The organism is Pseudonocardia alaniniphila (assembly GCF_022524485.1).
Lineage (GTDB): Bacteria > Actinomycetota > Actinomycetes > Mycobacteriales > Pseudonocardiaceae > Pseudonocardia > Pseudonocardia alaniniphila.
This window is the reverse complement of the sequence record NZ_JAKXMK010000029.1, coordinates 75996-92352: the sequence shown is the minus strand read 5'-3', so window position 1 is coordinate 92352 and position 16357 is coordinate 75996. Positions and strand designations below refer to the sequence as shown.

Annotated in this window: 16 protein-coding genes and 1 pseudogene; 8 read left to right on the top strand and 9 right to left on the bottom strand. The window is 70.1% G+C overall.

Features of this window, described 5'->3' with window-relative positions; all coding sequences use genetic code 11:
* Nucleotides 1-63 precede the first annotated feature (63 nt).
* The 4 genes from MMF94_RS30105 to MMF94_RS30090 all read left to right on the top strand — a co-directional run bounded on the left by MMF94_RS30105 (nt 64) and on the right by MMF94_RS30090 (nt 4529).
* A complete protein-coding gene (locus MMF94_RS30105; RefSeq protein ID WP_241040698.1) occupies nt 64-873 on the top strand; it encodes a hypothetical protein in 810 nt (269 codons plus the stop codon).
* Nucleotides 874-912: 39 nt separating this feature from the next.
* Nucleotides 913-2631: a GMC family oxidoreductase gene (locus tag MMF94_RS30100; protein WP_241040695.1), complete on the top strand. Its 1719-nt coding sequence runs from the start codon at nt 913-915 to the stop codon at nt 2629-2631.
* A 128-nt stretch (nt 2632-2759) separates the two neighbouring features.
* Nucleotides 2760-3371: a TetR/AcrR family transcriptional regulator gene (locus tag MMF94_RS30095; RefSeq protein WP_241040693.1), complete on the top strand. Its 612-nt coding sequence runs from the start codon at nt 2760-2762 to the stop codon at nt 3369-3371.
* Between the two features lie 294 nt (nt 3372-3665).
* The gene (locus MMF94_RS30090) at nt 3666-4529 is read left to right on the top strand and encodes an alpha/beta fold hydrolase (protein ID WP_241040691.1); all 864 of its coding nucleotides are present in this window, start codon (nt 3666-3668) and stop codon (nt 4527-4529) included.
* Between the two features lie 250 nt (nt 4530-4779).
* On the opposite strand, the pseudogene MMF94_RS30085 reads toward MMF94_RS30090, so the two are convergent.
* The 3 genes and pseudogenes from MMF94_RS30085 to MMF94_RS30075 form a co-directional block, all read right to left on the bottom strand.
* Nucleotides 4780-5124 (bottom strand): annotated as a pseudogene (locus MMF94_RS30085) (histone-like nucleoid-structuring protein Lsr2); the annotation flags it as partial.
* A gap of 511 nt (nt 5125-5635) precedes the next feature.
* Nucleotides 5636-5815: a helix-turn-helix domain-containing protein gene (locus MMF94_RS30080; protein WP_241040690.1), complete on the bottom strand. Its 180-nt coding sequence runs from the start codon at nt 5813-5815 to the stop codon at nt 5636-5638.
* A 4-nt stretch (nt 5816-5819) separates the two neighbouring features.
* Nucleotides 5820-6182, bottom strand: a complete 363-nt coding sequence (locus tag MMF94_RS30075) for a hypothetical protein (protein ID WP_241040689.1) — start codon at nt 6180-6182, stop codon at nt 5820-5822.
* A 1129-nt stretch (nt 6183-7311) separates the two neighbouring features.
* Between MMF94_RS30075 and MMF94_RS30070 the strand changes: the two genes are divergently transcribed.
* Nucleotides 7312-7497 carry a hypothetical protein gene (locus MMF94_RS30070; protein WP_241040688.1) on the top strand — a complete coding sequence of 62 codons (186 nt, stop codon included), beginning with the start codon at nt 7312-7314 and terminating at the stop codon, nt 7495-7497.
* A 560-nt stretch (nt 7498-8057) separates the two neighbouring features.
* Nucleotides 8058-8957 carry a helix-turn-helix transcriptional regulator gene (locus MMF94_RS30065; protein WP_241040686.1) on the top strand — a complete coding sequence of 300 codons (900 nt, stop codon included), beginning with the start codon at nt 8058-8060 and terminating at the stop codon, nt 8955-8957.
* 177 nt (nt 8958-9134) lie between these two features.
* Here the strand turns inward: MMF94_RS30065 and MMF94_RS30060 are convergent, their stop codons facing one another.
* Both MMF94_RS30060 and MMF94_RS30055 read right to left on the bottom strand, forming a co-directional pair.
* Nucleotides 9135-10073 (bottom strand): alpha/beta hydrolase, encoded by a 939-nt coding sequence (locus MMF94_RS30060; RefSeq protein WP_241040683.1) that lies wholly within the window; start codon nt 10071-10073, stop codon nt 9135-9137.
* Between the two features lie 104 nt (nt 10074-10177).
* Nucleotides 10178-10552 (bottom strand): VOC family protein, encoded by a 375-nt coding sequence (locus tag MMF94_RS30055; RefSeq protein ID WP_241040681.1) that lies wholly within the window; start codon nt 10550-10552, stop codon nt 10178-10180.
* A gap of 76 nt (nt 10553-10628) precedes the next feature.
* Between MMF94_RS30055 and MMF94_RS30050 the strand changes: the two genes are divergently transcribed.
* The gene (locus MMF94_RS30050; RefSeq protein WP_241040679.1) at nt 10629-11072 is read left to right on the top strand and encodes a MarR family winged helix-turn-helix transcriptional regulator; all 444 of its coding nucleotides are present in this window, start codon (nt 10629-10631) and stop codon (nt 11070-11072) included.
* Between the two features lie 30 nt (nt 11073-11102).
* On the opposite strand, the gene MMF94_RS30045 is transcribed toward MMF94_RS30050, so the two are convergent.
* Nucleotides 11103-12014 carry a DMT family transporter gene (locus tag MMF94_RS30045; protein WP_241040678.1) on the bottom strand — a complete coding sequence of 304 codons (912 nt, stop codon included), beginning with the start codon at nt 12012-12014 and terminating at the stop codon, nt 11103-11105.
* A gap of 768 nt (nt 12015-12782) precedes the next feature.
* Here MMF94_RS30045 and MMF94_RS30040 point away from each other — a divergent pair.
* Nucleotides 12783-13412: a protein-L-isoaspartate(D-aspartate) O-methyltransferase gene (locus MMF94_RS30040; protein WP_277398854.1), complete on the top strand. Its 630-nt coding sequence runs from the start codon at nt 12783-12785 to the stop codon at nt 13410-13412.
* A 24-nt stretch (nt 13413-13436) separates the two neighbouring features.
* Here MMF94_RS30040 and MMF94_RS30035 read toward each other — a convergent pair whose 3' ends face one another.
* The 3 genes from MMF94_RS30035 to MMF94_RS30025 form a co-directional block, all read right to left on the bottom strand.
* Nucleotides 13437-13622 carry a DUF2795 domain-containing protein gene (locus MMF94_RS30035; protein ID WP_241040675.1) on the bottom strand — a complete coding sequence of 62 codons (186 nt, stop codon included), beginning with the start codon at nt 13620-13622 and terminating at the stop codon, nt 13437-13439.
* Nucleotides 13623-13681: 59 nt separating this feature from the next.
* A complete protein-coding gene (locus MMF94_RS30030; RefSeq protein ID WP_241040674.1) occupies nt 13682-13948 on the bottom strand; it encodes a hypothetical protein in 267 nt (88 codons plus the stop codon).
* A gap of 110 nt (nt 13949-14058) precedes the next feature.
* Nucleotides 14059-16272 (bottom strand): alpha/beta fold hydrolase, encoded by a 2214-nt coding sequence (locus tag MMF94_RS30025; protein ID WP_241040672.1) that lies wholly within the window; start codon nt 16270-16272, stop codon nt 14059-14061.
* Nucleotides 16273-16357: the final 85 nt, after the last annotated feature.

Below are 16357 nucleotides of genomic sequence, written 5' to 3'. Positions count from 1 at the left end.
GTACTCACGGGTCCTCCGCCGAGAGGACGCGCTGATCGCCGGCCCGGTCCTAGCGTCGCTGCCATGAACGGTGACGGGCAGCCGATCACGCTCGACGAGCGAGGGCCCGCGGGTGAGCGGGCCCCGCTCGGCGTCGGGAGCGGGGCGCGGAGCATCGAGCGCGCCGCGTACCTCGTCGCCGCGCTGCTCGTCGCGAGTGGGCTCGCCCACCTGGGCGTGCTGGTCGCCACCGGCAGCCCCTGGCTGGGGCCGGTGTCCCTGCGCAAGGCCCTGACGTTCGGGCTGTCGTTCGGACTGACGCTGGCCGCGGTCACCCGGGTGACGTCGCCCCTGGCGCTGCGGCCGGCGCTCCGGACGGTGCTGCTCGGAACGTTCACCGCGGTGAGCGTGCTGGAGACGGCGCTGGTCACGATGCAGGCCTGGCGCGGTGTCCCCTCCCACCTCAACTTCGCGACCGGATTCGACACCGCGGTCTCGATGACCCTCGCCGCAGGCGGCGGGCTGATCATCGTGACGGTGCTGGGGTTCGCCGCGGGCGCGGTGGGGGGCGCCCGCGGTCTTCCCCCGAGCATGCGCCTGGCCGTGCGCTCGGGGTTCACCCTGCTGGTCGTCGGCCTGGCCGTCGGAGGCGTGATGATCGGCTCGGGCGTCTCCGAGGCGCGTACGGGCAACGCGCAGCTCGCCTACAGCGCGATCAGCACGCTCAAGCCGGTGCACGGCGTGGCTCTGCACGCGATCCTGGTGCTGCCCGCGCTGGCATGGGCGCTCGGACGCACGAGCTGGAGCGAACGGCGTCGCGTGCGGGCGGTCGCCGCGGCCGCCGTCGCTTACGCGACAATGGTCGTCGTCGTGGCGATTTTCACCGGTTTGTAAGGAAATTGCGTCGCCGCCGGATCGGCCGCATTTCTCCCTGTGCCTGATCAGGCCCGCACAATTCCGGGCCGTTGTCAGCGCGACGGGACCGTGCTAGCTTCCTTTCCTACCGAACAGTCGGAAATACGGCGGCACTCCTTCACCTCACACGGGCTCGTCGACGCGGCGGGCCCGCGGATTGCCACGCCCGCTCCCAGCGTCGCCGTCGGCCGCGCGGCTCGAGCCATCGGAAGGTTTCTGATGACATCCACCTTCGACTACATCATCGTCGGCGCAGGATCAGCGGGATGCGTTCTCGCATCCCGGCTCTCCGAGCAGGACGACGTCAACGTCCTCCTGCTCGAGAACGGCTCATACGACGTCCTGCCCGAGATTCGGACACCCCCGATGTGGCCGACACTCCTGGGCAGCGAAATCGACTACTCGTACCGGACGACACCACAAGCCGAGATGGATGGAGCCCGGCACCACTGGCCGCGCGGAAAAACAGTCGGCGGTAGCGGGTCGATCAACGGAATGGTCTATCTGCGCGGACATCGCAACGACTTCGATGCGTGGTCCAGGGCAGGCGCTTCGGGCTGGGAGTTCGACAACCTGCTCCCCTACTTCCGGCGAGCGGAATCGGTGCCCACGGGCAATCCATGCTTTCGCGGCACGGACGGGCCCATGCGACCGGCGCCGGCGCAGGAGCCGAACCCGGTGTCGGGGGCCTTCGTCGACGCGGCCGTCCGCCTCGGGCACCCGCTCACCACCGACTTCAACGCCGACGACCAGGAGGGAGTGGGGTGGCACGACCTCTCGATCACGCAAGGTCAGCGGCAGAGCACGGCCGCCGCCTACCTGACCCCCGCCGTACTGGGACGACGGAACCTGACCGTACTCACCGAGGCGCGAGCGATGACCTTGCTGCTCCGCGGTGCCCGTTGCGAGGGGGTGCTGGTGCGCCACGGCGGTGAGGCCACGGAGATGAGGGCCGATCGCGAGGTCATCGTCTCGTGCGGCACCGTCGACTCTCCACGCCTGCTGCTGCTGTCAGGGATCGGGCCGGGGACGGAACTGCTCGACGTCGGCATCGACGTGGTGCAGGACCTTCCGGGCGTCGGCCGGAACCTGCACGACCATCCTCTGACGTCCGTGATCTACGAGGGGAAGAAAGAGATTCCACCCGGAAGGGAAAACCTCGCCGAGTCCTCGCTGCTGTGGCGCAGCGACGCGGCACTTGCCGGGCCCGACATGCAGATCATGTGCATCCATGTTCCGTTCCATGTGGCGGCCCTGCAGGTACCGCCGAACTCCTTCACCCTGGCTGTCGCAGCGGTACCGGACAGCCGTGGCACAATCCGGCTCCAGAACGCCGAACCGGATTCGCCACCGCTCATCGATCCGCAGTATCTGAGCGAACCTCGCGATATCGACCGCCTCGTCCACGGGGTGGAGGTGGCGCGCACGATCGTCGCCGACAGCGCATTCGACGACTGGCGCGGCCCCGAGGTGCACCCTGGGCGCTCGGTGACGGGCGTCGAGGACATCGAGGCCTTCGTGCGCCGCGGAACAGGCAGCTACTTCCATCCCGTCGGAACGTGCGCGATGGGCACCGGGGACGAGGCCGTGGTCGACCCGGACATGCGGGTGCGGGGCGTGGAGAACCTGAGGGTGATCGACGCGTCCGTCATGCCCCGAATCGTCTGCGTGAACACGAACGCCGCGACGATCATGATCGCGGAACGGGGCGCCGAGCTGGTCAGAGAAGGAGACTGACGAATGCCGTCGGCATGGTCGCGTCCGCCACACCGCAGATCGCAGAACCTGCCCCGAAGCGGTGGAATAACATGTCTCTTGTCGCGACTTGTCGTGGGCGGTTGGCAGGTCGCAAGAGAGAGTTGGTCATGGCTGCAGTGGGCAGGCCCCGACAGTTCGACCCCGAGCGTGCGCTCGACGCCGCGCTGGAGGTCTTCTGGCGGCACGGTTACGAGGGCACGAGCCTCACCGACCTCACCATGGCCATGGGCATCAACCGCCCAGCCCTGTACTCCGCGTTCGGCAGCAAGAAGGAGCTCTTCTTCCGGGCGCTGGACCGCTACTACGCCGTCGACGCCGTCCACACCTTCCAGGCGCTGGAGGCGCCGACCGCACAGGAGGTCACGAGGCAGTACCTCCTGCGCAGCGTCGAACAGCTCACCGATCCCGAGCGCCCGATGGGATGCTTCGTCCTCCAAGGCGCCTTCGTGTGCGGGCCGGAGAACCGCGACGTCGCCGACCACATGGTGGGGCTGCGCGTCGCGGCGGAACGCGCCCTTCGAGAACGGTACGAACAGGCCCAGGCCGAGGGAGAGCTCCCTCCGGACGAAGATCCGGCGTCGCTCGCCCGCTACATCAGCGTCGTACGGCACGGCCTCGCCGTGCTCGCCTGTGGCGGTGTGCCGCGCACGGAGCTGGAGGATTCCGCACACCGGGCCCTCGACGGCCTCTCCCTGCGTATGGCCGCTTGGAGCGCCTGACTTCTGCACTGCTCACGAAGTCAATTTCCGACCGAGCAGTAGGAATCTAGATCACAACCCGTGGTGTGTGGGCGGTCATGCCGCAATACTCAGCATGTCTCGATCCGGCCGCCGACGCCCCGAGGACATCCGTTCCCGTGCAGCGTCTCGAAAAGCCGTTCAGAACACCGGCCTGCACGAGGTGCGCGAACCCGCAGAAACGGACCTTACGATGGAAATGCCGAGATGGACCGACAGCTCGACACCCTCACACACCGGTTGCTGCATCCCCGTGTCCGACGACTCTCACGGGAGGTGTCCCGCACCGGCCTCGACCTGACGCCCACCGCGCACCAGCTGGAGTTCTCCGACGCAGGCATCACGTTCTGGGAGAGCGGCACGGGCGAGCCGCTGCTGCTGGTGCACGGAGGCCTGTGCGCCGACTGGTTCCTGCCGGTCGCCCGGGAGCTGCGGGGATACCGCGTGGTCCGCACGCATCGCGCGGGCTACGGTCGCAGCCGCAATTTGACCGGATCACTCACAGTGCTCGACCACGCACGCCACTGCGCCGAGGCGTTGCGATCGCTGCGCATCGAACGGGCGCACGTGGTGGGACATTCCAGTGGCGCCAGCGTCGCCCTGCAGATGGCAGTCACGCACCCGCAGCTGGTCCGGTCGTTGGTGCTGATCGAGCCGGCCCGCCCGCACGCTCCGGACGAGCCACCTGTTCCGGCGATGCCCCGCGCGATGAACGCGGTGGCCGGCGGACGGTTCGACGACGGGTTCGACCTTTTCCTGCGGGCGACGTGCGGGCCCGGCTACCGCGAGGCCTTCGTGCAGCAACTGGGCGTGGACGGGCTCGCGGAAGCGATCGGCAGCAGCGCGTACTTCTTCGGCCACGACCTCCCGGCGCTCACCGAGTGGACATTCGGGGTGCGGGAGATCGCGTCTGTCCGGCAACCGGTCCTCCTCGTCGACGGAGCCGAGAGCGTGTACTTCACCACGTCGTACTCACAACGCAATCGCGCACTCGCCTGCGAGCTCCCGAATGCCGATCAGGTGTGCGTCCCGGGCGTCACGCATGCAATGCCGTTGCAGGATCCGGTTGCGGTCGCACGGACGATCGAGGGGTTCGTCCGCCGCTATCCGTTCACTGGCGGTCACACTGCTCGACGGTGAACGGCGATCTGTTTCCCACTGTGGAAATGGGCCACCGTCGGCACATTCACGATCGAGACCGGGTCACCTCGGGTCTCGAAGCACGCCTGTGATGCCGACCGGCCCCGGGGCCGGGGCCGGTCGGCCGCCGGTTGAGCCCGACCTACTGACCGACCGCGAACGGGTTGGCCACGGCCGGCGCCGACTTGCGCTTCTCCGCAGGGGCTTCCTTCTCCGCAGGGGCTTCCTCCGCCGCGGCCGACGGAGCCGCGTTCCGCTGCTCGTAGGCTTCGAGCACGGAGTTGGGGATTCGTCCGCGGTCGGAGATTTCGTGGCCGTTCTGCCGGGCCCACTCCCGAACCGCTGCCGTGTGCTCGCGGTCGCTCGCAACCGCGCTCACGGCTCGGCCGGCGGATCGGGTGGAGGTGGGGCGCTGACGGCCACCGCTACGCCGGGCTGCAGCGACGAACGACGCCAAGGAGTCGCGAAGCTTGGCCGCGTTCTCGCCCGACAGGTCGATCTCGTACTGGCGCCCTGCGAGAGCGAAGGTCACCGTCTCGTCGGCTTCGGAACCATCCAGGTCGTCGACAAGCCGGGTTTCAACGTGCTGCGCCACGGTCACTTCCGTTCGGTTAGATCTGTCCAGACCGGCCGATACTCTCCGGAAAACGCCGAGAACGTCAAGTTGGCATAGCGACACCCGGTACGCGCCCTGCGGCAGCACACGGAGCAACGGCAACTCCACCAGCCCAAAGCCGCCGATCATGCACTACGGCGGAGGTGTGGACGTGACGAACTGGATGCTCGCGGCGGAGTGCGTTCGCACAGGTCAGACGGCCTGAGGAACGGCCTCGTGGTACCGGTGACACAATTGCGGCCCACCCAATCCGGACGAACGTCGGTGCACGAACCCGGCGTCGAGGTGTGACGGAGGCCGCCGACACTACAGGGTGCCGCGCCGGCACAAGATGACGGTGGATGTTGCAGACGGGATTCGTGAACCCGTGCGCATCCGATGATAGCCGCCCGGCCCGTTCTCGGACTAACGGTGGCCCATGCGGGCTATCGGCAGCACTGATAGTCCGAGAATATGGAGCACCCTCCTCCGCGGGGGCTCCTCAGAGCTCTCAGCGCGAGCTGATCCCGCGCTTGGCGAACACCTTCCGTAGGTGCCACTCGACCGTCCGGGGACTCAGGAACAGCCCCGCGTCGATCTCATGGTTCGTGCGGCCCTCCCGGGCCGGCCGGGCGACCTGCGCCTCCTGGGCGGTCAGCTCGTCGCGCGCCTCGGGACTGCCCGCGGGCACGGGCTCACAGCAGGCCGGCAACTCCCGGCGGGCACGCTCGGCGAACGCGACCGCGCCCCATCTCACGGAAAGCGTCGTGTGCATCGCTGAGGTGCTCGCGCGCAGCGCTGCGCCGGCCCTCCCGGCGCAGCCACGGCGGCAGGGCCGTTGCGCAGCCCTCGGTGAACCATGTCGTCAGGCCGTCCAGGAGCAGGCCAGCCGGGCGCCCCGGAGCCTGCGGTGCAAGCTGTGCTCCGTCGCGCAGCCCGAACGCGATGCGCAGCGCATCCTGCTGCGGACCGGGTAGACCCTCCAGCCGACCCACCATCGACGTGCAGAGCCGTTGCAGGCCGGCGTACGGGAGGTCCGCCTTCAAATCGACGCCCACGACACGCGCAAACGCGACATCCCGACGCCTGCTCGCTGACGACATCGAGCAACGCGGTCTTCGCTCGCGGCGCCGGCCGCGCAACCCGGATCCGGGTGAGCCGATGCGCCTCACCATGCCCGATGGTAGGAGCGGGGGCTGCCCCGCCGGGCAACCGGACGCTCGCGACTACGAGACGCGCACGCCTGCTATGCCGGTCCTCGTAGATCGTGCTGCATCGATCTAGCAGCGTGGGTTTTCGGCGACCCGTCTGACAGTGCTTTGATTCCCGATTTCCTCGGTGTTACCGGGAATTCGTCGTGACTTCAGTTCCAACTCCGGGGCCGCCGCATCGATGTCGCCGAGATCGAATCCGCGCACCGGCACGTACCGGACGTCACCGCGGTCGCGGTCGACACGGTCGAGCCGGCACCGGGCATCGGGGAACTCGTGGACCATTACCGTGTGTACGCAGGCACTACCCCGCCCGGACCCACCGAAATTACCTCCAGTCTGCGCGAACGGGTCCCGTCATACATGATCCCCACATGGCTCGACCATGTCACCGCCATTCCGATGGCCCCACACAACAAGGTCGGCCGACGCGCCCTGCCCACACCCGTCGACCGGCTCGGCACCACCGCGCACCTCGGCCCGAGCCGATCCCGACCCCGGACGTCACACTCGCCCCCGGTCAGATGGACCCGGCCCCAAGGACCCCTCTGACCTGCTGGTCCACCTCGTCGCAACGGTCTGCACGATCGTGGCGCGACAGGTGCCCGAGCACGGCTTCGACCGGTCGGCGCTCGGACTCGACCGCTCGAACGCCCTGGGGACCACGCTCGCCGTCCTCACCGCCCCCAGGGCTCGCGGGACTGGTGTTCCTACTGGTACCTCTGATGAAACAGCTCATTCACGGTTGACGATGATCCTCGTATCCGGAACCGGGCGGACCTATCACCGCTTTCCGACGAGGGGAATCTCGAGAGTTTCGAGACCGCCCGTTCACCCTGTTGGTCTCACTACTAGCACTAGTGCCGTCTTCACCCGTCGGCAAATCGAAATGAATTCTGGGTACATGCCAGAGCTGAGATCCTGCTCGATGCCACAAACAACTCCTCCCATGGACCGCGAATCCGACGAGGCGTCCGTGGCCGACCATCTGCTCAGCTCGCTCGAACGACTCGTGAAGCGGCATCGAACCCTCTCATTGGGCGGTGGGGAAACCGCCGAACTGCACAGTGGGCTCCACGCCGAGCTCATCTCCGCCGAAGTGACGCACGAACTCGAACTGACCCGCAGAGCGCTGCATCGCCGGCTCCACCCGGCGCGCTGACTCCACGCCGGGCCACATCGGCACGCCCGAGTTCCACCGTCCGGCCCCGGAACGGAAGAAAGGCATCTCTGTCCAGTTCCGGCGCGGTCACCGCGATCGGGATCGGCATGCTCCCGGCGGCCCGTCTCGACGACGGGCCGCCGCTCGTGCTGTTCGCCGACGGAGGCCGAGTTCATGCGCACGAGGCGTGTGACCGACCGAGGAGCGCAGTGCCGGAACGTAGTGGCCACCTGGGCAACTCACGTCGTGCCGTTCACGCTGAGCGTGGCTGCACCCGACCAGGGCGCGGCCGCGCCGGGGCAGCCCCCGACACCCTGGCCCGGCCCGCCAGGGTATTCACCAGGGACAACTCCGGGGTGGGAAAGCCGCCGCGGGCACCATTGTGGGACCCGCAGGCCGGCGGGCTCGAGTGACGAGTCGAGAACCAGGACACGAGCCGTCTGGAAACAGGAGAACAGGATGCGTCGTGGCAATGTCGTGGCCGCGAAGGGCGACTTCGTCGTGCCGCCGGCCCATCGCGGGGCTCTCCCCCGCGACACGGACGAGCCGGGGCGCCGAGCGTGAATCCCGAAGCACGACAGCGTCACGAACTGGGCGCCTTCCTCAAGGCACGCCGCCGGCAACTCGTGCGCACACAACTGGGCCTGCCCCCGGTCGTGGGGAAGACCGCGTCCGGCGTACGCCGTGAGGAGATCTCCTATCTCTCCGGCGTGAGTGTCACGTGGTACACGTGGCTGGAACAGGGCCGCGAGATCAAGCCGTCCCGGCAGGTGCTGGATGCGCTCGCCCGCACCCTGCGCCTGTCGGTCACCGAACACAACTACATCCTGTCGCTGGCCGGCTACTCCGCCCCGCAACCCGTGCCCGAGCCGGATTCCCAGGCGGCCCCCGCACCCGTGCAGCGGCTGCTCGAAGCACTCGGCGGATTTCCCGCCTATGCCATATCTCCGGACTGGGCGATTTCGGCCTGGAACGCGGCATTCACGGCCCTGTACAAGGACCTGTCGCGCATCCCGATCGCGGACCGGAACCTGCTGTGGCTGATCTTCACCGATCCCGACGTACGCGAGATGACCCCGGACTGGGAGCGCGTGAGCCGCAGCCACCTCGCCCAGTTCCGCGCCGAGGCCGGACCTCGGTTGGGCCACCCGTCGTGCGCACGGCTGGTGAAGCGACTAATGGAGGCGAGTGAAGAGTTTCGCGCCGGCTGGGAGAACCACGACATCGAAGGGTTCTCCTCGCGGGAACGGCTCCTTCGCCATCCGGTGGTGGGCGACCTCCATCTGGAGCAGCACCGTCTCGCACCGTCGGACCACCCGCATGTGCGCCTGCTGATCTACACGCCGGTGCTGACCACCGACGCTCCCGAGCGGCTGCGGCGCCTGCTCGCCATGAACATCCCGAATCTGCAGTCCATCCATTCGGCGGCCGAAAGAACCGATGACCGACAACAAGAGTGAGATGGACGGATTCCCGCGCATGTGGGGATCTCCACACCCGCGGCGGTTACGAGGGGTACCGCCGCGCAGGCTCGGCCACACACAGCCGCCGACGGCCACGCGGTTCGAGGCCGTCGGCGACGGGCTGACCTTCGCCACCGAGCCGTCAGCGAAGGCACCGAGACCACCGGCCTGTCGCTACAGCGCCAGTGCCCGGCGCAGTACCGCGACCTCCTCGGCGCGCTCGCGCTGAACGATCGCCGCCTGCTCCACCAAAGCGGAGCCGTGGAACGTGCCCGGGAAGAGGTGCAGCTCGACCGTGATCCCTGCGGAGAGCAGCGCCAGCGCGTAGGCGATCCCCTCGTCACGCAACGGGTCGAAGTGCATCACCGAGACGTACGCAGGCGGCAGTCCGGCCAGGTCGGTGGCGCGCGCCGGTGCGGCGTAGGGCGGTACGTCGGCGCTGCCCGCCACGCCGGCACCGAGGTAGGAGTCCCAGCTCACCACCGCGTTGGGCCGGTTCCAGACCGGCGTGTCGGTGTAGGCGACCATGCTCGGGGTCGACAGCCGGTCGTCGACCTCGGGAATGGCGAGGAACTGGAACGCGATGTCGGGCCCTCCGCGGTCGCGCGCCAGCAGAGCCAGACCGGCGCACAGTCCACCACCGGCGCTCACTCCGTGGATCGCGATCCGCTGGGCATCGACGCCCAGCTCGGCGGCGTTCTTCGCCGTCCAGACCAGCCCGGCATAGACGTCCTCGATCGGGCCCGGGTACGGGGTCTCCGGCGCGAGCCGGTAGTCGACCGACACCACGACGACACCCAACTCGCGAGCGAGCTCGAGGTTGCGCGCGTGGTCGATCTCCAGGTCACCGATGATGAACCCACCGCCGTGGACGTGGTAGATCGCCGCCGGGGCCGCCTGCCGCTCGGGGCGGTAGATCCGCAGGGTCACGTCGGGGTCGCCGTCGCGGCCGGGGACGGCCCGGTCCTCCACCTGCACGCCCGTCGCGTCGGGCGCGGGAAGCTCGGCCCGGAGCTCGGCGCCGCGAGCGCGGGCGGCGGGCAGATCGTTGACGTCGAGAACGGGCAACATCGAGATGGCGGCGGCGAGCTCGGGATCGAAGGCGTACGTCATGCGAGGATTCCTCCAGATCGATCACGTTACGACCCGATCATGCGCGCTCCCGTCACCACCGGCATCCGCCACACGCCGGAAATATCATTCATGACTACGCGAAGTCACTCGGGCACCGCGGTGAAGAACTCGTAGCTGTGGCCGTCGGGATCGCCCACGTAGACGCCCCGGCCGCCGCAGAGCCGGTTGATCCGCCGGTCCCACCCGCCTTCGGGCCCGGATCCGAACGGGATCTGCGGACGGTCGTGAAGGCGCTTCAGCAGTGCGTCGAAGGTGGCGTCGTCGACGAGGAACCCGAAGTGGCCTGCCGCCACCGGCCCACGGTCGTCGAAGTCCAGTGTCAGGTCGGCGCTGACCTGAACCGGGGTGAACGGGCCGGCCGGCGTGCCGACGGCCAGGCCGAGCAGGTCGGCGAAGAACCGTGCGGCCAGCTCCTTGTCACTGGCGCGGACGACGGTGTGGTTCAGGATGATCGTCACGGTTTCCTCTCGGCACATCGTGTGCGTATCGCATACATATTAGATGCGACACGCATACGTTGGCTACGGTGTGATCATGACGAGCGCGGAGGGAGGGCCGGCGCTGTTCCGGCTCGTGAGGTTCTGGTCTCGACGATGGGTTCGCGGGGTCGCTGCGGGAGCGGGGGACACCGCGCAGCACGTACTCACCGTCGAGGCCGTCATCGCCTGCGCGCGCGGTGCAGGCAACCCGGACGGTGCCACGGTCGGTGACGTCGCCCGCCGGCTCGGCCTCGATCAGTCGGGAGCGAGCCGGATGGTGGCAGCCGCGGCGGCCGCCGGGTACGTCGAGCGCTCGCGGGCAGCGGCCGACGGCCGACGGAGCGTCCTCCGTCTCACCCCCGCGGGCCGCGCCCTGATCTACTCCTCGCACCGCTGGCAACGCGCCACGTTCGCCGAGCTCACCGCCACCTGGGACGAGAGAGACCGCGCGCAGTTCGCCGGCTATCTGCAGCGACTGGCGTCGGAGGTCGAAGCCTGAGCACGGGCTGACCCGCGGCCGGGTGGGCGATCACTGCCGCTCGTCGCGAGGAGGACGTCTGTCACGTCGGCCGATGCCGGAAGCCGAGGCCTCGCCACTGTGCAGGAGCGGGGATCGGGCCAGCACCGCCGTGGACGCGGCGATGACCAGGGCTCCGGCGACGGCGAGGACGAGCCAGCCGCCGGTGCGCACGCGCTCACCGAACACGACCACCCCGAAGGCCATGGCGACAACAGGATTCGACAGCGTCAGTGCCGGCTGGGCGGCGACGAGACTGCCCGCCTGCAAGCTCTTCTGCAGGAGGAAGAAGTACGCCGGGCCGAGCACTATCAGCAGATAGGTCTGCGGTGAGCCGGCGACACCGCTCCAGCCCGACGTGGAGTAGGCCGCACTGATGCTGGTGAGCAGCACGGCGGTGAGGGCGAACCCGACTCCGGTGGCGAGTCCCAGGAACGCCGCTCGCCGCGATGCCGTGGAGCGGTACCCGATGACGGCGAAGATGGCGCTGACCGCGAACGTGACCCCGATGCCCAGGACCCAGGCGCCTGCGGCGGCACGTGCCGGGTCTCCCCCACCGGGCTGCAGCGCGTAGAGCAGGACGGCGAGCCCGGCGGACATCCCGATCACCGCGCCCCACTCGCGCCGGTGCAGCCGCGATCGGAACACCACCTGGGCGAGGATCAGGGCGAACGCCAGCTCCAGCACCAGGATCGGCTGCACGAGCGCGATGGGACCGGTCGCCAGCGCCGCCGCCTGGCACAGGAACCCGACGATGATCGCGGCGATGCCACCGATCCAGTCACGGCGGTGGGCGAGCCGCCAGAGCATCGTGATCGGGCCGCCGGACTGGTCTTCCGGTAGAGCGGCGGCAGCCCGGCGTTGCAGCACGGAGGCGACCGCGTTGCCGATCGAGGCGAGCACTGCGAGGACGATGCTCAGCATCGGCTGCCGTTTCTCCGGCTTCCACGGCAGCGCGCGGAAAGATCCACGTGGCCACCCTTCCCTCACCCGAGCGCAATCGAAACAGCCGTGGCCGCACTCAGCTGCTCCACGAGGGCGACGGAGCAGGGCGGCACCGCGGCGACCGGCCGGATGAGTCCGCCACGGCCGACGCGGGTAGCCGGGGGCATGACCGCAATCACTCGTGCGCCCACAGTCACCCCGCCTCCCACGCAATCGCGAACGCCCGAGCCGCCTGAGCCGGGGCCGCGCCCGCAGCCGCCGCCGGTGCCGGTACCGGTGCCGCCCCCCGGACCGGAACCCGGACCGCCGATCCCGGCGCCGGAGCCCCCCGGCCCGGATCCGGAACCAGGACCGCCCATCCCGACGCCGCCACCGATCCCGGGTCCGGGACCAGAGCCGACACCGCCCGTCCCGACGCCACCGCCCGTCCCGACACCGCCACCCGTCCCGACGCCGCCACCCGGTCCCGGACCAGTACCCACACCTGTCCCACCGCCACCGCCCGGTCCCGGGCCACTCCCTCCGCCCGAACCAGGCCCGGAGCCCACACCGCCCGTTCCCCCACCGGGGCCGCCCCCGGTCCCCGGACCGCGGCCCACACCGCCCATCCCGCCTCCTCGTCCCGGCCCGGAACCGACGCCCGGGTGGCCCCGGTCCTCCGCTGCCGGCACGACCACACGAATTGCGGCGCACTACGGCGGGTATGCCGCGGTCATGCCGGCCCGGAGCGCGTGAACCGGAGGCGTTGTGACCGCTGAACGAGATCGTGCCCTGATGGTCGAACGGCTGCGCGCCGGCGGGATCGACGATCCCCGGGTGCTCTGCGCGATGCGCGCGCTCCCGCGGGAGCTCTTCGTGCCGGTCGGTCTCGCGTCCGCGGCCTACCAGGACGAACCACTCGACATCGGGCACGGCCAGACCATCTCGGCCCCGATCATCGTCGCGTTGAGCACGGCGGCCCTGGGGGCCCGCGACGACGCTCATGTTCTCGAGATCGGCACCGGTTCCGGTTACGGCGCGGCCGTGCTCGCGCGGTGCCACCGCTCCGTGGTGACGATCGAACGTCATGCGGAGCTCGCGGAACGGGCGTGGGCATCGCTCGCAATGGCCGGCTGCCACAACGTCGAGGTTCGCACGGGCGACGGGTCGCTCGGTGCTCCCGACCGCGCCCCGTTCGACGGCATCGTGGTCACCGCCATGGCCGACACCGAGCCGCCGCCGGCGCTGCTGGACCAGCTCGCGCCGGGCGCAGCGATGATCTGCCCGGTCGGGCACGGCCAGGAGGGGATCCTCGTCCGGTACCGCGACGGCTGCGCCGAAGAGCTCGCCGAGGTCGTCTTCGTTCCGCTGGTGAGCGGGCTGCCGGCGAGACGTTGAGACGTACCGGCAGCGCGCCGAGGATCAGTGCTCCTCCCCCAGTGCCCGCTCCACGTCGGCGGCGGACGTGAACCGCTCGACCTGCAGGTTGCGCACGAGGCTCACGATCGCCTGGTCCGCTCCTTGCCGCCGCGCCCGGTCCACCAGCTCGTCCCGGCTCGCCGGGTAGTCACCCATGAGGTACTTCTGCACCACGGTGCTCGCCGTCATCGCCATGCCGATGCCTTACCCCCGGCCGCCACGCACGATGCGGCATGGTGGTCGAGTGATCACCGGGCGCTGCCCGTCGCCTGGGGCTCGTCCACGCGGTCGCGCAGCTGCGCCCCCACACCCTCGGTCTGCGCGCAGTGCACGCAGCAGAAGAACCTGCGGTCCGCCTGCACACCGTGGCCGACCACCTTGCATCCGCAGTGCTCGCACACCGGTGCCATCCGGTGGATCGCGCACTCGAAGCTGTCGAACACGTGCACGGCGCCCTGGGCGTGCACCTCGAACGCCATGTCGTAGTCGTTCCCGCACACCTCGCACTGAGCCATCGCGATGCCTCCGTTCGCTCGGGTCGGGCCGCACGCCTCCGCGATGCGGCACGGACAGGGGTACCCGCGTCCGTCCCCGGCAACAGCGAGGTCCCCCGGTCGTGAGCGAATCACTCCCAGTGGATCGGCGGCCCGTCCGACGAGGAGCGCTCGCCGAGGAAGACGTCCAGCTCGGACAGGGTGAGGGGCGCCGGCGGGTCGACCCGCGGCAAGGCGGACAGCTCGCGGTGGAAGCGCCCCAAGCCGCTGGTGTCCCGGGGGAAGGCGGCCGGATCGATGCCGAGGAACGCACTGCGACGGCGGGCGCGGCCCATCAGATCCCGCCACCGTTTCGCCGGGGCCACTGCGACGTCCTCCGTCCCGGGAGGGAACAGCGTCATGAGGATCTCGTCGAAGGGTTCGGTGTGGTCGAGGTAGTGCTCAAGCGCGTCGGCCGAGCGCTCCACGGGGAACTGCGACCAGAAGGGCACCGAACCCGTCGCCAGTGCGAGGTGCGGGTCGAGCCGCATGAACGACTCGACCAGGAGTCGCTGCGCCGGGCGCCCCCGACGGAGGTACCACCAGCGGTAGAGGTCGGCGACCAGCGGGCTCAGCGCCGCGGGCTCGTCGAAGACCACGCGGCGCAACCGCCATCCCCGTGCGGCTGCGAGGGCGGCCAGATCGTCGCCGAGCGCCGCATCGAACCCCCACTCGGCTTCCGGGGCGTCCTCGTCGGCCGGCGGCACGTCCCACCCCCGGCACTCGCTCTCGCTGCGGAACTCCTCAGATGACGTGCCGCGGGACGCCCCGAACTGGAAGACGTGCTGATCACCGAGCCGGGTGACCGGCCACCTCAGCCGGCAGTCGGCGACGAACAACGTGGCGCCCGGCGGCAGCGTCTCCGTGAGGAACCCGGTGAACGCGGCGCCGAGGCGGCGCCGCTTGAGACGGAAGTACGTCATGCGCGCGTGCGACAGCCGATCCTGGGCCGGATCGTGCGTGTGGTGCAGCGCCACCTCGGGGTTGGCGTCGAGCAACAGCTCGGCCGGGCCGATGCCGGCGGTCATGACACCGCGCGGATCGCCCGGATCCACGTCCGGCCGCGCGACGGGGAGCAGGAAGGTCTGCGGGAGGAAGGGCGCGCCGAGCGCGGCGGCCAGGTGCGCCACGGCGCCGCTCGTCGAGCCGACGATCGCCACGGGGAAGGACCGCCGCGGGTACTGCGCCACCATCCATCGCGCCACCGCCTCGGCGCTGACGGCGTGCAGCTCAGCGGGCGGCACGGCCGCGCTGCCGCGGCCGAGCCGGTGCACCTGCTCCCGCACCGGGGCAGGCAGCGCGTCGGCCAGCGGGATCACCCGTTCGAGCAGCGGGGCGAGTGGCCGCGGCACGGCGCCGAGCGCAGGCAGGTCGTTGCCGTGCAGGGCGGTGGCCGCCGCGCGCAGGACGACCGTGGCGGAGTCGAACGAGGCGATGCTGTCGGCCGCCTGCCGGATGGTGGGCGCGTCAGGACCAGGCGGCGGCCCGCCGAGGAACGGCCCGATCGCCGCGGCGAGCGGCCCCGCAGCGGAGTGACTGAGGCTGTGGCTCTGTCCGGGCAGCACGGCGAGCCGCCCGTCCGGCAGCGTCTCGGCCACCTCCTCGGCCCACCGTTGCGGCACGACCGCGTCGGCGCCGCCCCGCACCACCAGCACGGGGACCTCGATTTCCGGCAGATCGTCCTCGATCGGGTGGGCGAGCGCGTGCCATGCCGTGGCCAGGGCCCGTCGGGCACCGCACGCCAGGTAGTCCCTCCCCAGGACGACGGCGAGCGCGGGATTCTCGTGCAGGCCGGTGCGCAACAGCCGGCCCACCTGGGCCACGGGGTTGCGGCCGCGCCGGTCGACGGTGGGGCTGATCAGCACCGCCCGCCCGAACGCTTCCGGCGAGCGTCGCATCGCTGCAACGGCCACCTGACAGCCCACCGAGTCGGCGACCAGCGCAGGCGTGGTGAGCCCGGCGGCGTCGATCCAGGCCAGCAGGGCACCAGCGAGCCCAGGCACGTCCAGCGCCGCAGACGGATGATCGCTGTGGCCGAACCCCGGAAGATCCGGGACCGACGTACGGAAATGCGGCGCAAGCTCTCGGGCCAGCGGGAGCATGTAACGACTCGACACGCCCAACCCGTGGAGCAGCACCACATCCGGCGCACCGTCCGGAGCGGCCGTCGTCACCCTGACATGCATCCGCAGGTCGTCCACCTGCGTCCAGCGACTCGAGATGCCGTCGCGCGTCCTCGGCCGCCCGGTCAGCTCCAGCACCGTCACCACATGCCCCCATCCGGTTCCACGGCCCGCTCCGGTCATCCGTGGACGACGTCGCGCCATCCGAAACCTATGGGACGAACGACCCGGGCGCGGGACGCCCCGACGGGCCACGCCGACAGTCAGG

Coding starts and splice junctions, on each gene's coding strand:
- MMF94_RS30105 (WP_241040698.1), top strand. CDS start 64: ATGAACGGTGACGGGCAGCCGATCACGCTCGACGAGCGAGGGCCCGCG.
- MMF94_RS30095 (WP_241040693.1), top strand. CDS start 2,760: ATGGCTGCAGTGGGCAGGCCCCGACAGTTCGACCCCGAGCGTGCGCTC.
- MMF94_RS30060 (WP_241040683.1), bottom strand. CDS start 10,073: ATGACGTACGCCTTCGATCCCGAGCTCGCCGCCGCCATCTCGATGTTG.
- MMF94_RS30050 (WP_241040679.1), top strand. CDS start 10,629: ATGACGAGCGCGGAGGGAGGGCCGGCGCTGTTCCGGCTCGTGAGGTTC.
- MMF94_RS30045 (WP_241040678.1), bottom strand. CDS start 12,014: ATGCTGAGCATCGTCCTCGCAGTGCTCGCCTCGATCGGCAACGCGGTC.
- MMF94_RS30035 (WP_241040675.1), bottom strand. CDS start 13,622: ATGACGGCGAGCACCGTGGTGCAGAAGTACCTCATGGGTGACTACCCG.
- MMF94_RS30030 (WP_241040674.1), bottom strand. CDS start 13,948: ATGGCTCAGTGCGAGGTGTGCGGGAACGACTACGACATGGCGTTCGAG.
- MMF94_RS30025 (WP_241040672.1), bottom strand. CDS start 16,272: ATGACCGGAGCGGGCCGTGGAACCGGATGGGGGCATGTGGTGACGGTG.